The organism is Ginsengibacter sp. (genome assembly GCF_057362405.1).
In genome coordinates this window covers 15,442-34,241 of sequence record NZ_JBMQQG010000122.1, presented here as the reverse complement: position 1 = coordinate 34,241, position 18,800 = coordinate 15,442, and the positions used below count along the sequence as shown (strand labels likewise).

13 protein-coding genes are annotated in these 18,800 nt (G+C 40.4%); 1 reads left to right on the top strand and 12 read right to left on the bottom strand.

The window, feature by feature from the left end; translation table 11 throughout:
- The 8 genes from ACO1O5_RS10310 to ACO1O5_RS10275 all read right to left on the bottom strand — a co-directional run.
- Positions 1 to 1,138 (bottom strand): hypothetical protein (locus ACO1O5_RS10310; protein ID WP_486269902.1); only part of this gene is annotated, 1,138 nt, incomplete at its 3' end.
- 6 nt (positions 1,139 to 1,144) lie between these two features.
- Positions 1,145 to 2,299 (bottom strand): DUF4249 domain-containing protein, encoded by a 1,155-nt coding sequence (locus ACO1O5_RS10305; protein ID WP_486269900.1) that lies wholly within the window; start codon positions 2,297 to 2,299, stop codon positions 1,145 to 1,147.
- Position 2,300: 1 nt separating this feature from the next.
- Positions 2,301 to 3,440, bottom strand: coding sequence for a DUF4249 domain-containing protein (locus ACO1O5_RS10300; protein ID WP_486269898.1), 1,140 nt, complete (start codon positions 3,438 to 3,440; stop codon positions 2,301 to 2,303).
- A complete protein-coding gene (locus ACO1O5_RS10295; protein ID WP_486269896.1) occupies positions 3,440 to 6,205 on the bottom strand; it encodes a carboxypeptidase-like regulatory domain-containing protein in 2,766 nt (921 codons plus the stop codon). The genes ACO1O5_RS10300 and ACO1O5_RS10295 overlap by 1 nt, the downstream gene beginning before the upstream one ends.
- Before the next feature lie 2 nt (positions 6,206 to 6,207).
- On the bottom strand, positions 6,208 to 6,942 hold the full coding sequence (locus ACO1O5_RS10290; RefSeq protein ID WP_486269894.1) for a hypothetical protein: 735 nt from the start codon (positions 6,940 to 6,942) through the stop codon (positions 6,208 to 6,210).
- A 184-nt stretch (positions 6,943 to 7,126) separates the two neighbouring features.
- Complete coding sequence (locus ACO1O5_RS10285) at positions 7,127 to 8,584, bottom strand: glycoside hydrolase family 30 protein (RefSeq protein ID WP_486269892.1); 1,458 nt, start codon at positions 8,582 to 8,584, stop codon at positions 7,127 to 7,129.
- A gap of 65 nt (positions 8,585 to 8,649) precedes the next feature.
- Positions 8,650 to 9,966 (bottom strand): glycerate kinase type-2 family protein, encoded by a 1,317-nt coding sequence (locus ACO1O5_RS10280; RefSeq protein WP_486269890.1) that lies wholly within the window; start codon positions 9,964 to 9,966, stop codon positions 8,650 to 8,652.
- A 66-nt stretch (positions 9,967 to 10,032) separates the two neighbouring features.
- Positions 10,033 to 11,364 carry a GntP family permease gene (locus ACO1O5_RS10275; RefSeq protein WP_486269888.1) on the bottom strand — a complete coding sequence of 444 codons (1,332 nt, stop codon included), beginning with the start codon at positions 11,362 to 11,364 and terminating at the stop codon, positions 10,033 to 10,035.
- A gap of 236 nt (positions 11,365 to 11,600) precedes the next feature.
- On the opposite strand from ACO1O5_RS10275, the gene ACO1O5_RS10270 reads away from it, so the two are divergent.
- Positions 11,601 to 11,981, top strand: coding sequence for a hypothetical protein (locus ACO1O5_RS10270; protein ID WP_486269887.1), 381 nt, complete (start codon positions 11,601 to 11,603; stop codon positions 11,979 to 11,981).
- A 178-nt stretch (positions 11,982 to 12,159) separates the two neighbouring features.
- Here the strand turns inward: ACO1O5_RS10270 and ACO1O5_RS10265 are convergent, their stop codons facing one another.
- From ACO1O5_RS10265 to ACO1O5_RS10250, 4 genes are all read right to left on the bottom strand, one after another.
- A complete protein-coding gene (locus ACO1O5_RS10265; RefSeq protein ID WP_486269885.1) occupies positions 12,160 to 13,305 on the bottom strand; it encodes a carboxypeptidase-like regulatory domain-containing protein in 1,146 nt (381 codons plus the stop codon).
- Between the two features lie 81 nt (positions 13,306 to 13,386).
- Positions 13,387 to 15,387 carry a T9SS type B sorting domain-containing protein gene (locus ACO1O5_RS10260; RefSeq protein WP_486269883.1) on the bottom strand — a complete coding sequence of 667 codons (2,001 nt, stop codon included), beginning with the start codon at positions 15,385 to 15,387 and terminating at the stop codon, positions 13,387 to 13,389.
- A gap of 75 nt (positions 15,388 to 15,462) precedes the next feature.
- Positions 15,463 to 18,039, bottom strand: a complete 2,577-nt coding sequence (locus tag ACO1O5_RS10255; protein ID WP_486269881.1) for an ABC transporter permease — start codon at positions 18,037 to 18,039, stop codon at positions 15,463 to 15,465.
- Positions 18,040 to 18,088: 49 nt separating this feature from the next.
- The gene (locus tag ACO1O5_RS10250; RefSeq protein ID WP_486269879.1) at positions 18,089 to 18,781 is read right to left on the bottom strand and encodes an ABC transporter ATP-binding protein; all 693 of its coding nucleotides are present in this window, start codon (positions 18,779 to 18,781) and stop codon (positions 18,089 to 18,091) included.
- Between the last annotated feature and the right edge of the window lie 19 nt (positions 18,782 to 18,800).

Sequence of the window (18,800 nt, the reverse complement as noted above, 5' to 3'; positions counted from 1 at the left end):
TACTACCGTTAGTTTCAAAGGTTGATACTTTTAAATCAACTTTTTGCCTTGGTTCTTCTGCAGCAATAATATCTTCCAGTTTTATGGCCAACACATTGGCTGGTTTTTTAAAATAAAGTCTTTCACAAACCGGTTGTTTTTCTTCATTAAAAAGGGTTAGTTGCGAAATGCCTTCGCCAAATTCTGATTTGCTGATCCTGAAAACCGTATGTCCATTGATTAGCGATTGCATTTTTGCAAACTTTGTTGAATGCCTTGTGTGGGCAAATAAAAAGACACTGTGTTCAGTTTCGATGTTGCACGAAATATCTGCAGTAAGTGTGCTGCCTTCATCTGCCAGATGCATTACCCAGCCGCCATTATAAATTTTGGGAAGGTCTTTCATCACCAATGAGCTATTCACTTTTATTATTACATGATATTTATGTCCCTGTAAAGGAGTAAAAGCGAACGTTCCCATACCAAAGTGTTCCGTTTCAAATTCTGCAATTGTATCATTCTTTTCATTTACTACAATTCCACTTGCGGACAAGCCTTCACCGTATGCATTTGTAATTTTATAAGCAATCGTGTTCGGGAAATTATAAACTAAATTTCCTCCCTCCGCAAAAAATTGTATATGATTTGCTGTATCGTCATCTGCTTTAATATTCTCTGGTCCTTTATTAGGATTGATAATACTTATGGTTTGTTCAAAATAAAACCGGGGATCGAAATTTTTCATCCAGTTGGTATAAGCCCTTATTAAATAATTACCCGTTCTAATGGATGCGGGAATTTGAAATGATCCACTTCCTTTTCCTGAATCAATATCAATTTTGCCCTGCAATAAATTTTTCTTATCTGCAGTTATAACCTCTACATAGCAAATTTTGCTTATTGGCGATAGCTTATTAGAAGCGGCGTTGATTATGTAAGTTTTAAACCAGATAACTTCACCCGTTGTATACACCGTTTTATCAGTGTGAAGAAAAACTTTTTCCTGGTAATTATTATCGCTATAGTTATCGAATTGATGCTGAACAACAGTAACGGGGCTTTGCGAAAAAGAATCACCAGCATACATACAGAGAAGTAATGCTGACCATCCGCAAATGCCATAAACAATTTCCTGCAATATGATCGTTATCTTTTTCATGAACATTTACCAGTATAAAGGTTTTTGATTAGTGCCGCCTCTTACCCTGCAATCAACACACTCTCTTCTTGCGATCATAAGGCAAGTAGCCCCGCAAAAATAATAGGGATAATAAGTAGTATCAGGATAATCATAAACAAAGAACCGCGGATCCGGAGCCGGGTAATGACCAATAGACTTAACATCGCAATCGAGGTTGGTGTCGACAAAGAGCCAATCTCTAACATCATATTTTGTGATGAATAGTCTTTTTTGTGTAACTGAAGAAGCAGTAAAGAAACCTATAACGACTTCGTCAGGGTTTTTTACGGAATGAATATTTCCCATAAGTTGCGTTGGCTGCGCATCGAAAATTGAACCCAGGTTCTCTGTATTCTTTTTTAGTATGCTAAAATATTGATAAGCATCCTGCGTGAGTGCGTATTGCTTAACAAGAACGCTGTATCTGATTGATATTTTCTGTGAATTTTTAGGTACCACGGTAATCGGCGCCTTACTGATTACATCCTGGCTCAACGCTACCGTAGAGCCCACTAAAATTTCGTTCGAATTAACACTGCGCCAACAATCATATGTTTGGTTGGGGGTATTGTCAACATAATACAATTGACCATTGCTTTGGCTGAGTTCTGCATTTAACGGCGCTTCATATTGATAGGTTTCGGTATAATCCCAACGGTAATATTTCGTATTATTAATGGGATCATGGGTGTCTAAATAAATCATTACATCATTTTGCTGTTGCCAGGTAAGGCTGTCAATTGGTGGTGATTGTTTTACTGCAACATAATCTGACGCGTACTCTTCACCGTTAGACGTAGTGATTGTCAAACGATACTTGGTAGATGCATTTAATAATAATGGCGCGGACTTGTAAACTCCACCGGGTAATTGATTGAACTGATGAGTATCGCCGTTTTCACCTACAATTGATACTGTTGCGCCGATTTCCGGGGAAGAAGCGAAAGTTGAATCCGTAAGCTTCACGGTTCTGCTTAGGGTGAAGACACTCGGCGAATCAGCGCTGTTTATAAGTGTGCCATCAATAACGAGAAATCTGTTATCAACCTTAATTGCCGGAGGGCTATATGTTTTTTTACAACTAATAGAAACAGCCAGGTAAACACCAAAAATAAATAATATGTATAGTATATTTTTCATTTTACCAATAAACTGGCTTGTTTGTTGTGCCGCCCCTGAGGGTACAATCCACACATATTTTTTTTGCCAGTTGGATACTGCCTGGCGAAATAAAATAATATGGCGCATAAGACGTATCGGGGTAGTTATAAACTAAAAAATTATTGGGATCCTGGTTGATACTTGTAAGCCTGCAATCAACTCCGTTGTAAAGCCAATTCCAGTTGCTTACCTGGTTATTATCAATAAAAATTCTTTTTTGCTGCACCGACGAGGCGGTTATATATCCAACTACTGTTTCGGCCGGATCTGCTATAGAATGAATATTTCCTGAAAGCTGAGTCGGTTGAGCATCAAATATAGATCCGAGCGTTTCGGTATTCGTTTTTAACGTCCGGAAATATTGATAAGCATCTCCCGTAAGTCCATATTGTTTTACAAGGATGCTGTAACGTATTCCGATTTTCTCCGAATTTTGCGGGATAACCACTAATGGTTCCTGGCTGACTAAATCTTTACTTAGCGCCACCGTGGAGCCAATTAAAATATCCCGGGAAATATCGCCACGCCAGCAATTATACGTTTGGCTGGAAGAATCGACATAATAAATCAGGCCATTAGATTCTGCAATGGTTCTGTTGAAAGTTGAACGGTATTGCCAGGTTTCAGTGAAATCCCAAAGATAATAATGTGTATTATTTAACGGATCATGTGTGTTCGCCTGTATGGTTACATCATTTTGTTGCTGCCAGGTTATACTATCAATAGGTGGAGTTGCCACTACACTTATATAATCTGACAGGTATTCGTTGCCGTTAGTTGTCGTTATTTTTAAGCGGTACTGGTTAGAATAATTAAGAGATAACGAATTGGAAATATAAATACCGCCCGGCTGTTCCAGAAAAGAATAACTTGCTCCTGTATTACTTTCAACAGAAACAACCGCACCGGTTTCAGCCGACGACGCAGAAGTGGAATCGGTTAACTTGACTGTGCGACTTAACCGGATTACAGTGGGCGAGTCAACACTATTCACCAATACCCCCTCCACCACCAGGAATTTATTATTTACCTGTAAGGCCGGCGGATTGTAAGATTTTTTGCAGCTGCCTGCTATCCCGCAAACTGTGAAAGAAATGGCGATATATGATAAGCGTTTCATTAAAATCTAAAATTGTACGATATAAAGGGGATAGCTGTTCCGAATATAGATAACTGGTATCCTTTTACAACGCCATTCTCCGATACAAAATATGCCGAATAAACGTTCTGCCTAGCCGTAAGATTATACACCCCGAATGACCAGGAATTATGAAACGTTTGTTTTATTTTATGGTTACCATCGAGATTTACGGAAACATCCGTTCTGAAATAATCGGGTATCCGGTATGCATTTCGGTCAGAATAGACGAGCCTTTGAGCGCCATTCGAATAAAAAACAGCAATGGGCAATGTAATAGGTCGGCCGGTGCTATATACCACATTAACGGACATGCTTAAACGATGGGAGAACTTATAGTTCCCGATCAAATTTGCATTGTTGGGTTTGTCGTAACTGGTAGGATAGTATGCTCCTTTGTTAATGGATTCGCCCGCTAAAGGATCATTAGATTTAATTAATGTTTTTGAATAGGTATAGCTCAACCAACCGTTTAATTTTCCGGTAACTTTTTTAATTAATAATTCTGCTCCGTAAGCTTTGCCTTTAGAATTAATAATATCCGTTTCAATATGATGGTTTAGCAATACCGAAGCACCGCTTTTATAATCGAGCATATTATTCAAATCTTTATAATAGAATTCAAGCGATGTTTCAATGTTATTTGAATTGAAATTTTTATAAAAGCCAATGGAATATTGTTGCCCTGTTTCCGGTTTAATATACACGTCACTTAATTTCCAGATGTCGGTTGGAGATATTGTAATTGTATTGGAAAGCTGGTGTATGTATTGCCTCAATGTATTATAACCAATTTTTATTGATGCATCACCGGGCAAAACATAGCGAAGAGAAATCCTGTATTCAGGTCCCTGGTATGTTTCAATAATTTTACCTGAAGGGTAGGAGACAGTGTCAGTAATAGTTGCGGTTTCCCTTGGCAATCCATCTACGTAATTATAGGTATCATGTGGCCCCAGGTAGTTGAACATCGAATAACGTAAACCTGCATTTAATGAAAGGTTGGAGGAGATGCTATATTCATATCCAAAATAGGCCGCACTTTCTAATCCCTGTTCAGGCTGCAGTACATCTTTTTTTACTAACGATCGGCTGCCATCCGGTAAGAAGCTGCCGGGGTGCAGTTTGTAGTAAATAGAGTTTAATCCGAAATTAAACGATTGTTTATTATTGACCCTGTAATCAAAGTCAGCTTTAAAATTCGTTTGATTAATATCATACGTAAGCTTATAACTATTTACAGGATTTGAATTGCTGCTCACGTTATATTGATAATGATCTATTCCGGCCGATATTAATCCATAGAACTTATTGTTGAAAATATGTTTCCATTTTAGAATAATGTTTTTGTTGCCATACTTATAAGTAGTATCCATATCGAACCTGAAGTTATCGCTGCTCAGATACCCGGTTAAGTATAAATTATTTTTTGAGTTGATGGTATGACTAATGTGAATGTTGGCATCATAAAAAGATGCCCGGCTGTTGCTGTAAGCCGAGTTGGGAATTGCTTTTAATATCCAATTGGAATAGGTAGTTCGTGCGCCAAGTATAAACGAAGTTTTATCTTTTATTATGGGCCCTTCCAAAGTAAACTTGCTTGTAAGGAGTCCGACGCCGCCCGTGCCACTAAGCTTTTTATCGTTCCCATCTTTTGTGTCAACATCCAGCACCGATGACAATCGTCCGCCATATTTTACCGGTATTACACTTTTATAAAGTTCAACGCCTTTTACAACGTCAGGGTTAAACGCAGAAAAAAAGCCCAACAAATGTGATGGGTTATATATAGTAGCGCCATCAAATAGAATAAGATTCTGGTCGGCTGAACCACCCCGAACATTAAAGCCTGTGCTGGCTTCACCTACTGAAGTTACGCCCGGCAGTGTGAGTACTACCCGTAAGATATCAGCTTCGCCAAAAACAACCGGCACATCTTTTATTGTTCTTACAGATAGCCTGTCAATACCCATTTGCGTGCTTCGGATGTTAGATCTTTTTTCTGCCGTAACAATAACATCTTTGAGCCGCGGTATTTCGTCCCTCATTTCAATATTCAACTTTCCATCGGAATAAACTATGATGTGGCGCAATGCTTCTTTCATGCCGAGACTACTTACTTCGAGCGTGTGGAGGCCTGGCTTCACGGTAAGCGAATAATAGCCAAACTGATCGGTAACTACACCTGTAAAAGCACTGTCTACATACAATGAAGAACCTGGTAAAGCCTCACCGTTTTTTATATCTCTAACAAACCCGGTAATTATTGAATTACTTTTTTTCGCAGACGATTTAACGCCAATTTCAAATAATCTATTTTCACTGAATGCAATTTTCGTTTTTTCTTTTTTTACATCTTCACTTTGTATGATCGCATTTTCATTGTCGGAAGAATCTTTACCTGCATTAAAGAAAGACGTTGAAAGGGTTGTCTGCAGGCTTTTGTTTTTAGTAATGAATACATGATTCAAAGCATCAACTGAATATCGAAAACTTGTATTATTGAAAATCTGTTGTAAGGCATCCTGTAACGTTTGATTATCTAATTTAATGTTTACAGTAAATGAATCTAACGCGGCCTCATCATAATAAAAATGGTATATAGTACCTGCTTCTACCTGTTTTACAAACTGCGGGAATTTAATGTTATTAAATTCGCCACTAATTCGGGTATTTTGTGAGTGGGCGGCAATCGAAAAAATGATACAGCATAAACACGAAATACTATATCGTTTAAAAGCGCCCATTATCATTTGATTAATGTTGAATAATACTCAGCCGTCAATGCTAATTCCTTCTCCATATTTTTTTTAAATCTGAATTTATTTTTTCTTATAAATATTTTTATCATGTCTCGCTTATCGCCAAATGCCTGGAGGGCTGAACTTTTACCATCTATAGCATAAAGATTATTTCCATTGCGTACATATAGTTCATCTTCCTCTACAAACGAAGTTGGGTCCTCGGCTCTAATTCCATTCTTAATGTGTTTAATGCGTTTTACCAACACGCTGGCTTTGCCGGTCGACATTATATCGTAAAAAGTATTTGTGATATTTTCGCCTCTTCCTTCCGCAGAGAAAATATTTTCAAACCTGTGCCCGTCAAATATGAAATATTTTATTTTTTCATTGAGCAGCCTTATCCTTTCATCACTGTTGTATCGGTTTATGATTACTTCCTGCGCAACAATGTCGTACAGCAGAGGAATATTTTCATACAGCGTGCCATCATAAAATACCGATCCGGTTTGCATTTGGTCGGTCTCAAAAAATGGATACCCTTTTATGTTCACCGAATAGTTGATAAATTCTTTGCCGGTATATAAATGTGCATTTTCCTTAACCTGGTTTTGAAAAAATGCCCTGGCATTCGTAAATGAATCAGGAACGTTTTGAAATACTAAAGTTTGCGCAGCTATTTTATTAACTGGAAATACAAGAACAAGGAAGATAAACGCGGCGGGTACGATGCAGCGGCTCATTAGCAAAAGTATTTAGTACGAATATAAATTTTATTTGCAGAAATTAAACTTGCAGTTTGATCAAATAGTTTTCGTTTTTATGAATGGTTAATTCGTTTGCGGCTTAATATGAAAAATTAATTCTTAATGGAAACTATTCGGAATGAACGGTATTGAGAATTTATGAAGAATCCAAAACAAACAATCAATTCTCCTTAATTATTAAGGTATTAAACGAATCAGGGGGTAAAGAAGGGCTAATCATTTGATCTCCTAATTCTATAGTAACCTTTTTTATTTCACTACCATCATTCCGGATAATTAATGCAATGCTTTTATCCGGATTTTTAAATGCAAGCAAATCATTAAATGAGCCACTGGTATTAAGCCGTCTTGCGCCAGGTTTTACAAAATGGCTGAGGTGTTTCATTAAATAATACTCGTAATTGTATTTATATGTTTTATTGATCGTATCCACACTTACCAGCGAATTTTGTTTCCAGCCCCAGGTACTAATGCCGCCTTGTTTCAACGATGTATTCCAATACATATAAGCATTAGCGCCGTTAGTTAAATAATGCTTTAGTAACCCCCACGTATAAACGCAATACGTCCAGTCATTCTTACCATTGCCACACTCCTGCTCTGACTGGTACAATTCAAGTCCGGGATATTTTTGGTGAATGGTGGCAATGGCTCCTTTGCCGGCCCATTGAAAGCCAACTCCCTTTATGTACTTACTGCTTTTTGGATCGGTTACTATTGTGTCAACAAGCTTTTCATTGGCCCGTTCTACCGTTCCAAAAAATACTTTTACACCCAGCGCCTGCATTTGAGGCCCCAGGTAACTAATGAATTTCGCAAGTCCGGCCGCCGTCCATGTGCAACTTGGAAATACCTGGGCGGAATTAAATTCGTTTTGAGGCATTACCATACCGATATCTATTTTCTGCTGCCTGTAAGCTTTTATAAACCGTTCAAAATATAAAGCATAGGCTTTGTAATATTTTTCCTGTTGAATAAACATATCAGTGCCTTCCCTACCTTCTTTATCCGGCGGCAAGCCATTATTGATCCCGGTCATATCCATGCCATATTCTTCTGATTTAAAATTCATGTTGCCAAGTACACTTCTTGCTGCATAATGTCTATTATACTTCATCCAGGTTGGCGGAGACCACGGAGATGCCCAAAGCTTTAGTGAGGGATTGTACTTCTGTGCATTTTTTATAAAGGGAACCAATGTCTCCATGTCGTGGGCAATAGTAAAATTCTTCATTCCGAAGTCGCCGTTAGTCTCATCATACGAATACCAGTTACGCGAAAAATCGTTGGCGCCCACCGGCATTCTGCAAATGGTGAAACAAGCACCCGCACCCGGAGCAAATAATTCTTTCATTATACTTTCCCTGTCTTTGACGCTTAGCATACTGAGCGAAGTCCAGCCGAGTTCATTGAAGCACGTTCCAAAGCCGTCAATTTTTTGCAGTGGTTGGTTTAGCTCAATGTCCGCATCTGCATTGCCTGATGCAGGTAATACTGACAAATCGTTTTGTATTTTCCATTGTTCAGTTTGTGATGTAGTTACCCAACTTGCTTTAGTTTGCGCTTGCAGAGATTTCATCAACATGGGGATGAACAGGAAGGCAATTATTGTCTTCATTTATTTTTATTAAGAAATATAAAGGTCGGAATAACATATAATAAGTTTCCGGAAGCAGCCAATTATTATTCAACTATTATAACAACGATATCCATCACATTCGTCATCGTGGGTCCTGTTATAATATGTCCACCCGTTTTTTCAAAGAAATGGAATGAATTGAAATCTCTTAAATATTTTAAAACATCCAAACCCTGCTTCGATGCGGATTCCATCGTTTCAGGATCCACAACAGCTCCTGCAGCAGTGGTTGGGCCGTCATTACCATCGGTTCCTGCAGCCAGAAATGTAATACCATTCTTATTTCGAAGCAATGATGCGACATATAAAGCCATATGTTGATTTCGGCCACCTTTTCCGCCAGCAGTAACCGGGAGTGTTGTTTCTCCGCCAAACAGCAGGCAGCAAGGTTTCTCTACGGAAGAATCACTTTGATATTGTGATGCGGTTTCAATCATTTGGTCTGCTGTATTAATTGTGTCACCTTCAAATCCTGATGTGATCAAAAATGTGTTCAGTCCCAAACTAACGGCACGCTTATACGCAGCTTCCAGCGCAATTGCATTACTTCCAATAATGACGTTATGCGTGTTGGTGAAAGCGGGATCACCAGGTTTGGGAGTTTCTGCGTGGAATCCTCTAAAGCCTTCTTTTAAATAACGTGATACAGGTTCCGAAATCTTCGTGAGTAAATTATATTTTTCAATTACATAGAGTGCATCTTTGAAAGTTGTTTTATCCGCCACGGTTGGCCCGGAAGCTATTACATCGAGGCGATCTCCAATCACATCCGACAATACCAGGCTTATTAATGATGCCGGTACAGATGCTTTAGCCAGTTGTCCTCCTTTTACTTTTGACAAATGTTTTCTAACACTATTGATCTCATTTATCGTGGCTCCGCTTTTCAATAAAAGATCATTCGTAAGGATGATGTCACTAAGAGAACAGCCGGCCGGGAAGTCAGCCAATAAAGCAGAGCCGCCACCAGATATAAGGCAAAAGATCAGGTCATTTTTTTCGGCATTTTTTACAATCTCCAATATTTTTTGTGTTGCCGCATAACCATTACTATCGGGTATGGGATGCCCGCCTTCGGCTACACTAATGTGTTTCAACTTACATCCATGGCCATATTTTACAACAATGAGGCCTTCTGTAATCCGGTCGCCTAAAATATTTTCAATTTCTTTGGCCATTACACAAGAAGCTTTACCAGCTCCAACTACGTAAATCTTATTGATGGTATCCAGCGAAATCTGCATACCGGAAATGTAAAGTGTCGTATCCTGCAAATAAACTTCCCTGCGTATCATCTTGTCAGGTATAACACTTTCAACTCCAGCCGAAAAGATTTCCTCGGCAATTATTTTAGCGTTCATCAGTAACTTTTAAAAGAATCTTTTTTATTATCATAACGGTATACTATATACGCAAATAATAATTTGTCAAAGAAAAAAAAAGGAGGCAAGCCATACGAATGCAAAAACAGTAATTCCCATAACTGCTGTTGCTGTTGAGAAAACTCTCAATGTTATGTCTGCATGAATACCTGAGAACTTCGTTACTACCCAAAAATAGGAGTCGTTAGCGTGAGAAACCATCATAGAACCGGCTCCCATCACGAGCATGGTAAACAATTTTCCCGCCTCTGATGCCAGTCCCAACCCAGGCAACATCGGGGCTACAATTGAAGCGGCAGTAATAATTGCGACTGTTGATGAGCCTTGCGCCGTTTTCAGAATTAAGGCCACCAGGAACGGGATAGCCAGGCCAAAACCAGTTTTGCTTAAAGCAATGCCGGCAGTAGCTCCGATGCCGGTTTCTTTAATGATCATGCCAAACATTCCTCCGGCTGCAGTAACAATCAGGATAGGGCCTGCTTTTTCTATGGCTGTGTCAAAAACGTTATTGAGGATTTCCATTTTCTTATTTCTAAGCAATAATAAAGCAAACAGGACGCCAATCAACAAGGCAATTATCGGCTGGCCAGTAAAAACAAAAATCTTCCCCCATAAATTTGAAGCGTCTAATGACATCACTTTTAATGCGGATCCAACGGCGATCAAAATGAGAGGAGCCACGATCGGCAGAAAAGAGAAAGTTACAGGAGGTAATGTCCTTTCGTCTTTTTCAGCATAGTCAGCTATCTCGTCTGCCGGAAGGTATGCTTTTCCGCGAGTCATCCATTTTACCCAGAAATATGAAACAAAAAAGCCGGGAATGGCAAAGAGAATGCCTGCAATTACCAGGTTCCCGATGTTAGCATTAAGGATGCCCGCTGCGGCCAATGCCCCGGGATGTGTAGGAGTTAAGCAATGAACAGAATACAAAGAACATCCCAAAACTCCTGCAATAAAGGGCATGGCAATTTTTGTTTTGGCGCTTAATGATTTCGCCAGTCCGCTCAGTACGATAAATCCGGCGTCGCAAAAAACTGGCATTCCGGTGATGAAACCCGTAATTCCCAAAGCGGCTGCAGCATTGGCCTCGCCTGTTTTTGCCAGTATATAACGGGCAAGCGTAAGTGCCGCTCCCGTTTTGTCAAGAATAACGGCAATAATGGCTCCCAATATGATGAGGAAGCCGGTTGATGCCATTGTGGCGCCAAAACTATCTTTCATGATTTGGATAACATCTTTACCAGGCATTACGACAATAGCCAGGAAAAGAGATACGAGGAAAAGAGAGACAAAAGCATTTAGCTTCCATTTTGACGTTAACAAAATAATGGCCGAGATACTTATTACAACAATGATTGATATAGCTGTTATCCCCATGACCTTATTTAAAACAAGTAAATAAATTGCAATGCCGGTTTTGCGAGTGGGTACTGCCCATTATTTCATAAATATAATTTATCCCTTTAGAAAGTGAGCATCTGCAGTTTACCCTTTACTTTAATTGTTGCGCCTTTAAATAAAACAGTATTATGGGAACGTGTAATAGTATCTTTTTCTTGAGGGAATTTTACGTCATAAAAATTACACGATAAAAATTGTAATACCTTCAACACATGAAATACCTGTTAATAATATTACTTGCCGGTTATGGCGTACCATCCTTTGCTCAACAGGAGATAAAATTAGAAGAAGTAAGGAACCACATTGGCGATTCTGTAAAACTGGAGGCGAAGATTTATGGTGGTAAATATTTTGAGACGGCAAACAATGCACCAACGCTTTTGGATGTAGGCGCCCATTACCCGGATGCGCCGTTAACCCTGGTGATTTGGGGCGACGTGAGAAGCCAGTTTAAAAATGCACCGGAGATATTCTATACCGGCAAAAACGAATGGATTACCGGCAAAATAGAATTGTATAAAAATAAACCGCAGATTGTGATTCACAACACGAACCAGGTATATGATGCAGGGGCCGCACAGGATTCAAACTAATATTTTTCCCGGTGCATTTCCGCAGCCCTGTCAGCATTTTTATTCATTCTTTCATTTACTTTTTTATATGGCGACGGGGTTAAGTTAGCGCCAGGTACGAATCGATTCCATACATCAGCACGATGCCGACATTCTTACAAGGCAGCCGTTAAGTCGTTAATCCCACCTTTAGGTTTCATTACTCATCAACATAATCAAATGGAAGTGTGTCTGCCATTCTTTGTTCGGCCCAATGGCCGGAAGTTATGAGATTAGCCGGATTAAGATACAGGCCGCTCGCTTCAATTGTCACGGGTTCATTCGAGTCTAAAGTTATCTCAGATTTATATGGGGGTATGTGATATTTTACATCGAGGTAATTTTCAAAGTAAAGTGTTTTTTGTCTTTTAGAGGTGTCAAACTTAACCAGGTTTTTTAAAGAAAATTCTGTCGTATCAATCAAATCAACATAGTCAGCTTTCGTCATTGATGTATCGCTGAATCCAACACTAGCGGCATAGATATTATCATTAACTTTTACAAACTGCGCCAGGTTACCTCCCCTGTAAACCTGGTTAAATGCACTATCACCTGCGTATATCCTTATCTTATCTCTTACATCAAATCCCTGCGCTTTTACGCTGTCCTTGTAAACTGCACGCATGAAATGAAGAATGGAACCTGCGTAAGCCAGGTGGCGGTTTCTTATCCACTTTTTTATTTTGTTTTTATTTTTTTTGCTTAAATCTTCATAAGTCGAATATCCCATGTAGAGCATGCCCCCTGTCCTGGGATCGAAAATGAAATTTTCCAAAAGGTATTTGATATTGTATCCGAGGTCTCTGTTTCGAATAGTGATCGCGGTCTCTGAGTAAGCATGCAATACACCTGTTTTCTTGTTTTGATAAAAGCGGATTACGCCGGGGTTTTCAATTTTGCAACCTTGCGCAAAATAGGTTGTTCCGATAAAAAGCCGAGTGAATTGTGTTCCCCATTTTTTCCAACCGTTTTTGTCGATTGGCATAATGGTTATGTCTTCGAGAGAACGTTTTCGGGGAAATAACTTAATGATATGGAAATGATTAATATTTTCCGGGTTGATATTTATTGACACGGGCATAAATCCAACATAAGAAATGATCAATTGAAAATTTGTTGCTGTTATTCCTCCAAGCAGGAATTTTCCATCGTCACCAGTCATAGTTCCCAGGGTAGAAGTATTTATGAAAACACTGGCTGCAACCAATTTTGAACTATCGGTTCCATTTAAAACTATACCCTGCACCTGTTGCTGCGAAAAGGTTTGCTGGTAAAAGAATATCAGAATTACAAAGAAATACTTCATGTTGAAACCAGCGTTTAATTAGTTTGATAAATTATTTTCATTCATCTGCATTGTGGCTTGTTGCGAAAGATTTAGTCACCCTCATTTTAGAAGCGTAACAATACCATTAATCTTTTGCTTAATATTATTAAGTGAAGTTAGCTGCACGATCCACACATAAATATCTATGGGTTGTTTAATTCCCCTGAACGTTCCGTCCCATCCTTTCGTCATGTCGGAAGTCTCAAAAATCTTTTCACCCAAACGGTTATAAACGGTAAGGCTGAATGCCTTAACTGCAAAAGGATATTTTATCCTGAAAATGTCATTGAGGCCATCGCCGTTGGGGGAAAAAGCATTCGGTAACAGGATGCCGCAACCCTCGGGAACCATCTCCACGGTGTCGCTGGTTACACATCCGTTGGCATCCTTCACATACGTTATATACTTACCGGAATCAAGATTATCGAATGCCCCGGAACTTTCGTAAGTGATACCATCGATGCTGTATTGCATTGGCGGCGTTCCTCCCGTGGCAATAATATTTAAATTACCTTTTGGATTACCGCATGAGCCCTGTGTAATCGTTACGCTTGCCTGCGGACCAGGAACATCTGTTATCGTTATCGTGGAGTCTGCCGTAGCACTGGCAGCGTCTTTTGCATAAACCGTATAGCTGCCTGCAGCAAGCCCGCCGAAAGTTGTTCCTTGCTGGTAATTATTTCCATCTAAAGAATATTCGTAAGGAGGTGTGCCGGAAGATGCGGATACGCTAATGGCACCGGTTACACTACTGCAAACTGTATTGGTAATGTTGATGTTTAGCGAGAGACAATTGCTGCTAAGGGTGACAGAAGTTGTATCGATAAAGCCTTCGGCGTCTTTAATCGTAACGGTATAATTTCCCGCTGAGAGCCCGGTAAAAAGGTTACCTGTTTGAAAGTTGATTCCATCAATAGAGAACTGGTAAGGAAGTGTTCCATTGGAACCGGTAGCAGCGATGCTGCCGTCTTGCCGCCCACAGGTTGGATCGGTTTGAGAGGCGAAAACAACCGGGCATTTGCTTTTTATTGTTGCATAGCCCGAGAAAGTTACACCGTTAGCATCTTTAATTGTGAAGGTATAGTTTCCCGCCAGGAGATTGGTAAATATATTATCCGGCTGGTAGTTAATACCATCTAACGTGTAGGCATAGGGGCCGATTCCGTAGGCGGGCGACAGCGTCAGAACTGCATCGTTTTGGTTACAGGATGCGTCCGTGGCTACATACGAAGCATTTACTGGGCATAAAGGTGAAGATGTAACGGTGTATATGCTCACGACACCGGTAGCATCTTTGGTGTACATGTGATGTACACCGGCTCCAATGTTGTAAAATTTATTGTCGGCCTGGTAATTAATGCCATCGATGGAATACACAAAAGGAGGTACGCCGCCCAGCACAGTCCCAACGGTTAAGGTTCCGTTGTTATTGCATTCAAAGTTTGAATAGTAAAAGCCGATTCCAAAACACGAGACTTTAGCGTACAGGTAATTGGTATAATTTTCACTGACGCAACCATTGGCATCTTTTACAAATATGCTGTACAAACCTTGCGTAAGATTTGTAAATACATTGGCTGGCTGATAATTGACGTTATCAAAACTGAACTGGTAGGGTGGTGTACCGTTGCTTGCCGAGACAGTTAGGCTGCCGTCAAAGGTAGCGCAGGTTGAAGGATCAGTAAAAGAAGTTACTTTGGCTGAAGGCGCCGTAGAATTATTGGAAAGATTTATGATTGCCGTATCAGCGTTGCCCTTGGCATCGGTTGCGATAACTGTGTATGTCCCCGCGGCCAGGTTTTGAAAATTACCGGTATTCTGAACCTGTGTATTTCCTGAAATTGTATATGAGTAGGTGTATGGTGTCACACCACCGGAAGCCGAAGCCACCATACTTCCATTGGTTTTGCTGCAAGTTGTTGGCGTCGCACTAATTGTAAGTGTAATCACTCCCGTGGGGATATCAAATCTATTTCCCTGGGCAGACACCTGGCTTTCAGAAACCATGACTGAAAAAAAAGTGCAGGCTAAATATAATAAGATGGTTTTTTGTCTGAACATAGGCAGTGATGTCCAAAATTATCCATAAGTTATTAAAGGGCAATGTGGGCAGAGCGTTTTAGGGGTACCTGATTTTTACTCTTCCTGTCTCAATACTTCAAGTGGTGGTTTGTTTAGCAATCCCCGGCTGTTGGCAAGACCGGTTAATACGGTAAGTAAACATACAAGTACAAATAAGATTATTACGGGAAAAAATTGCGGATGAAAAGGTGTATCAAAAATGTAATGCGCCAACGCCCAGCTTGCACCCAGCGCCAGCACTATCCCGGTAAGAGCCGCCAGCGAGCCGAGAAACCAGTATTCCAAAGCAGTTATCGCAAAAACCTGTTTGCGGCTGGCTCCCAATGTACGGAGCAAAACACTTTCTTTCATTCTTTGATACTTACTGATAAGCACAGACGAAATTAACACGACGATACCTGTAATGATACTGAAGCCTGCCATGAACCGGATAACAAAGCCAATCTTACCCATAAGGTCATCCAAAATATGCAGCACTAATCCAAGGTCAATAATGGAAACATTGGGATATTGACGAACCATTGCCTGCTGAAACTTTGCTGAAACTTCCTGTGATGGCGTTCTTGATAATAATACGTGAAACTGTGGCGCAGCTTCAAGTAATCCTTTTGGAAATACCACGAGGAAATTTGTCCTTATCCCGCGCCAATCTATTTGCCTGAAACTTCCAACGACGGTTTGCATTTCCGCTCCCTGCACATTAAATAATAAAGTATCGCCAATATGCACATTGTTTCTTTTTGCATAATTCTGTTCTATAGAAATTTCGGGTAGGCCACTCCCGTTAGTAACACCGTTCCACTTACCTTCGGTTATTTTTTCAGAAGAAGTAAGCGAATCGCGGTAGGTAACCCTGTATTCGCGGCCAAAAAGGTGGCGGGAGAATTTACTGTTTGTATCCTTTACAGCTTGTGCGGCGGTCACGCCATTCACCTGTTCCAGCCGCATGTTTACAATAGGAACCGTTTCCTTTGCCGGTAAACCATATTGTCTGGCAAGCGCCATTACGCCGGGAACCTGCTTGGTTTGAATATCGAACAAGACAATATTGGGTTGATTGGCGCCGGTGGACAGTTGTACCCTTTGTATCAATATCGATTGCACAAAAAATAAAGTGCATATCAATGCAGTTCCTAAACCAATAGCAATAATAAGAATGGTTGTCTGGTTATTGGGTCGGTATAAATTGGCAAGTCCCTGCCGCCATAAGTAGTTCCATGCAGAAGGGAAGAAACGCCTTACTGACCACATGAGTCCACGGGCAATTCCTGTTAATACCAGTAACGATAGCGCAATTCCCGCAGTAAATGAAAGCGCCTGTTTCCAGTTGTGCATTTGTACAAACGTAAACGCATACACGAAAATTACAATCAATAAATAAATGAACCATTTAAGGGGGTCCCGTTCAGCCTTGTGCGGCTCATAAGACACCCGCAGGGCGTTCAACGGAGATATTTTCCGGATAGAAAGCAAGGGGAGTAAAGCAAATAATACAGAGATAATTAATCCTAAAGCGATACCCTGCAACACTGCCAGCCATGAAATGGCCGTTGTGATCTGAACGGGCAAAAAATCTTTTAGAATAAACGGTAAAAATTGTTGAATAATAACACCTAAAATTGCGCCGAAGACAGATCCAATAAAACCAATTCCAATGATTTGTACCAAATAAATAAATACTGCCTGCGAAGCCCTTACTCCGAGACACCTGAGTATGGCAATTGAATTCACTTTTTCTTTTACATATACATGCACGGCACTGGCAACACCGGTGCAACCCAGCAACAATGCAATAAAACCAACCAATGATAAAAACCTGGTCAGATCAGTGAAGGAACGACCCGTGTCTTCTTTCTGCCGTGCAACCGTTTCATAATTAAGATCGTTAGCCTCGAGTTGCTGCCGCATGTCGTCCATCATTTTTTGAACATCAGTTTGCGGGCTATACTTATAATAATAATGATAACTGATGCGGCTTCCTTTTTGCATTAACCCGGTTTGCTGAAGATAACGCAGCGGTATATAAACAATGGGAGCGATGGATGAAGAAAATCCTGTTTGGCCCGGAGCATCTAACAATTTACCGGCAATGGCAAACCTCATGTCTCCAACCTGTATGGAATCACCGACGTTTGCATTGTACTGCAACATGAGTGTTTCATCCACTAACGCCTGTTGCTTATTGCGAAAAGAAATTCCCGCTGAATCCGGAAGGGTTCCCAATGATCCATAATAGGGGTATGAACCCTGCAGCGCACGAACCTGTACCAGCCTGGTTCCGTTATTTTTAGTAAATAAAACCATGGATGAAAAGTGACGTTCTTCTGATCTTTTGTTGCCAAGTGAATCCAACATCTTACTTACCGCAGGTGCCGGTAATTGATTGGAAGATATTTCAAGATCAGCGCCCAGCAATGTCGCGGCCTGGTTATTTACTTCATCATTTAGATTATTGCCTAAAGAATATATGGCCACCAATGCCGCTATTCCGAGGATGATGGAAGATATAAAAAGAAACAAACGGGAACGACTTCTGCGGCTGTCACGCCAGGCCATCTGTATGAGCCAGCCTGCATTAAAACGAGTATTAAAACCGGTAAGCTCTTTTCCTTCGGAAGTTGTCGGCGTCATTACTTTTCTTTAGAATTTACATCCTTTATGTTTCGTCTATTGCTCATTGTTAGGCTGTTACTGTTGTGGGTTTATCAGATACAATCTTCCCTCCCTTCAAATGTATGATGCGCCGGGTTCTCGCGGCAAGGTCTGCATCATGCGTTACCAAAACCAATGTGGTCCCTGCTTCTGTATTAAGGTCGAATATGAGGTTTACAATTTTCTCACTCGTTTCTGCATCAAGATTGCCGGTAGGTTCGTCAGCAAATAAAATACTTGGCTTGTTGGAAAAAGCCCTTGCAATGGATACCCGTTGTTGCTCGCCGCCGCTTAGCTGTGCAGGGTAATGGTGACTTCGATCGGCAAGGCCAACTTTCTCCAGCAGTTCCATGGCTCTTGGCCTTACTTTTTTTTCGCCGCGTAATTCCAATGGCACCATCACATTTTCAATGGCGGTTAGTGTAGGCATCAATTGAAAATTCTGGAATATAAATCCGATGTATTTATTTCTTACTGCTGCAAGCTGGTCTTCATTCATGTTTTCGAGGTTGTTATTTTGCAGAATAACATTGCCTGATGAAGAGCGGTCGAGGCCGGCACACAAGCCCAGTAAGGTTGTCTTACCACTCCCGGAAGGGCCAACAATAGAAAGCGTCGCTCCTTCTTCAACCGAAAAACTTACATGATCAAGAACAGTTAAATCGCGGTTGCCGCTTTTAAAAGTTTTACTTACCTGCTGCAGATTGAGAATTGATTCCATAAGGTTTGGTTAACTTGCC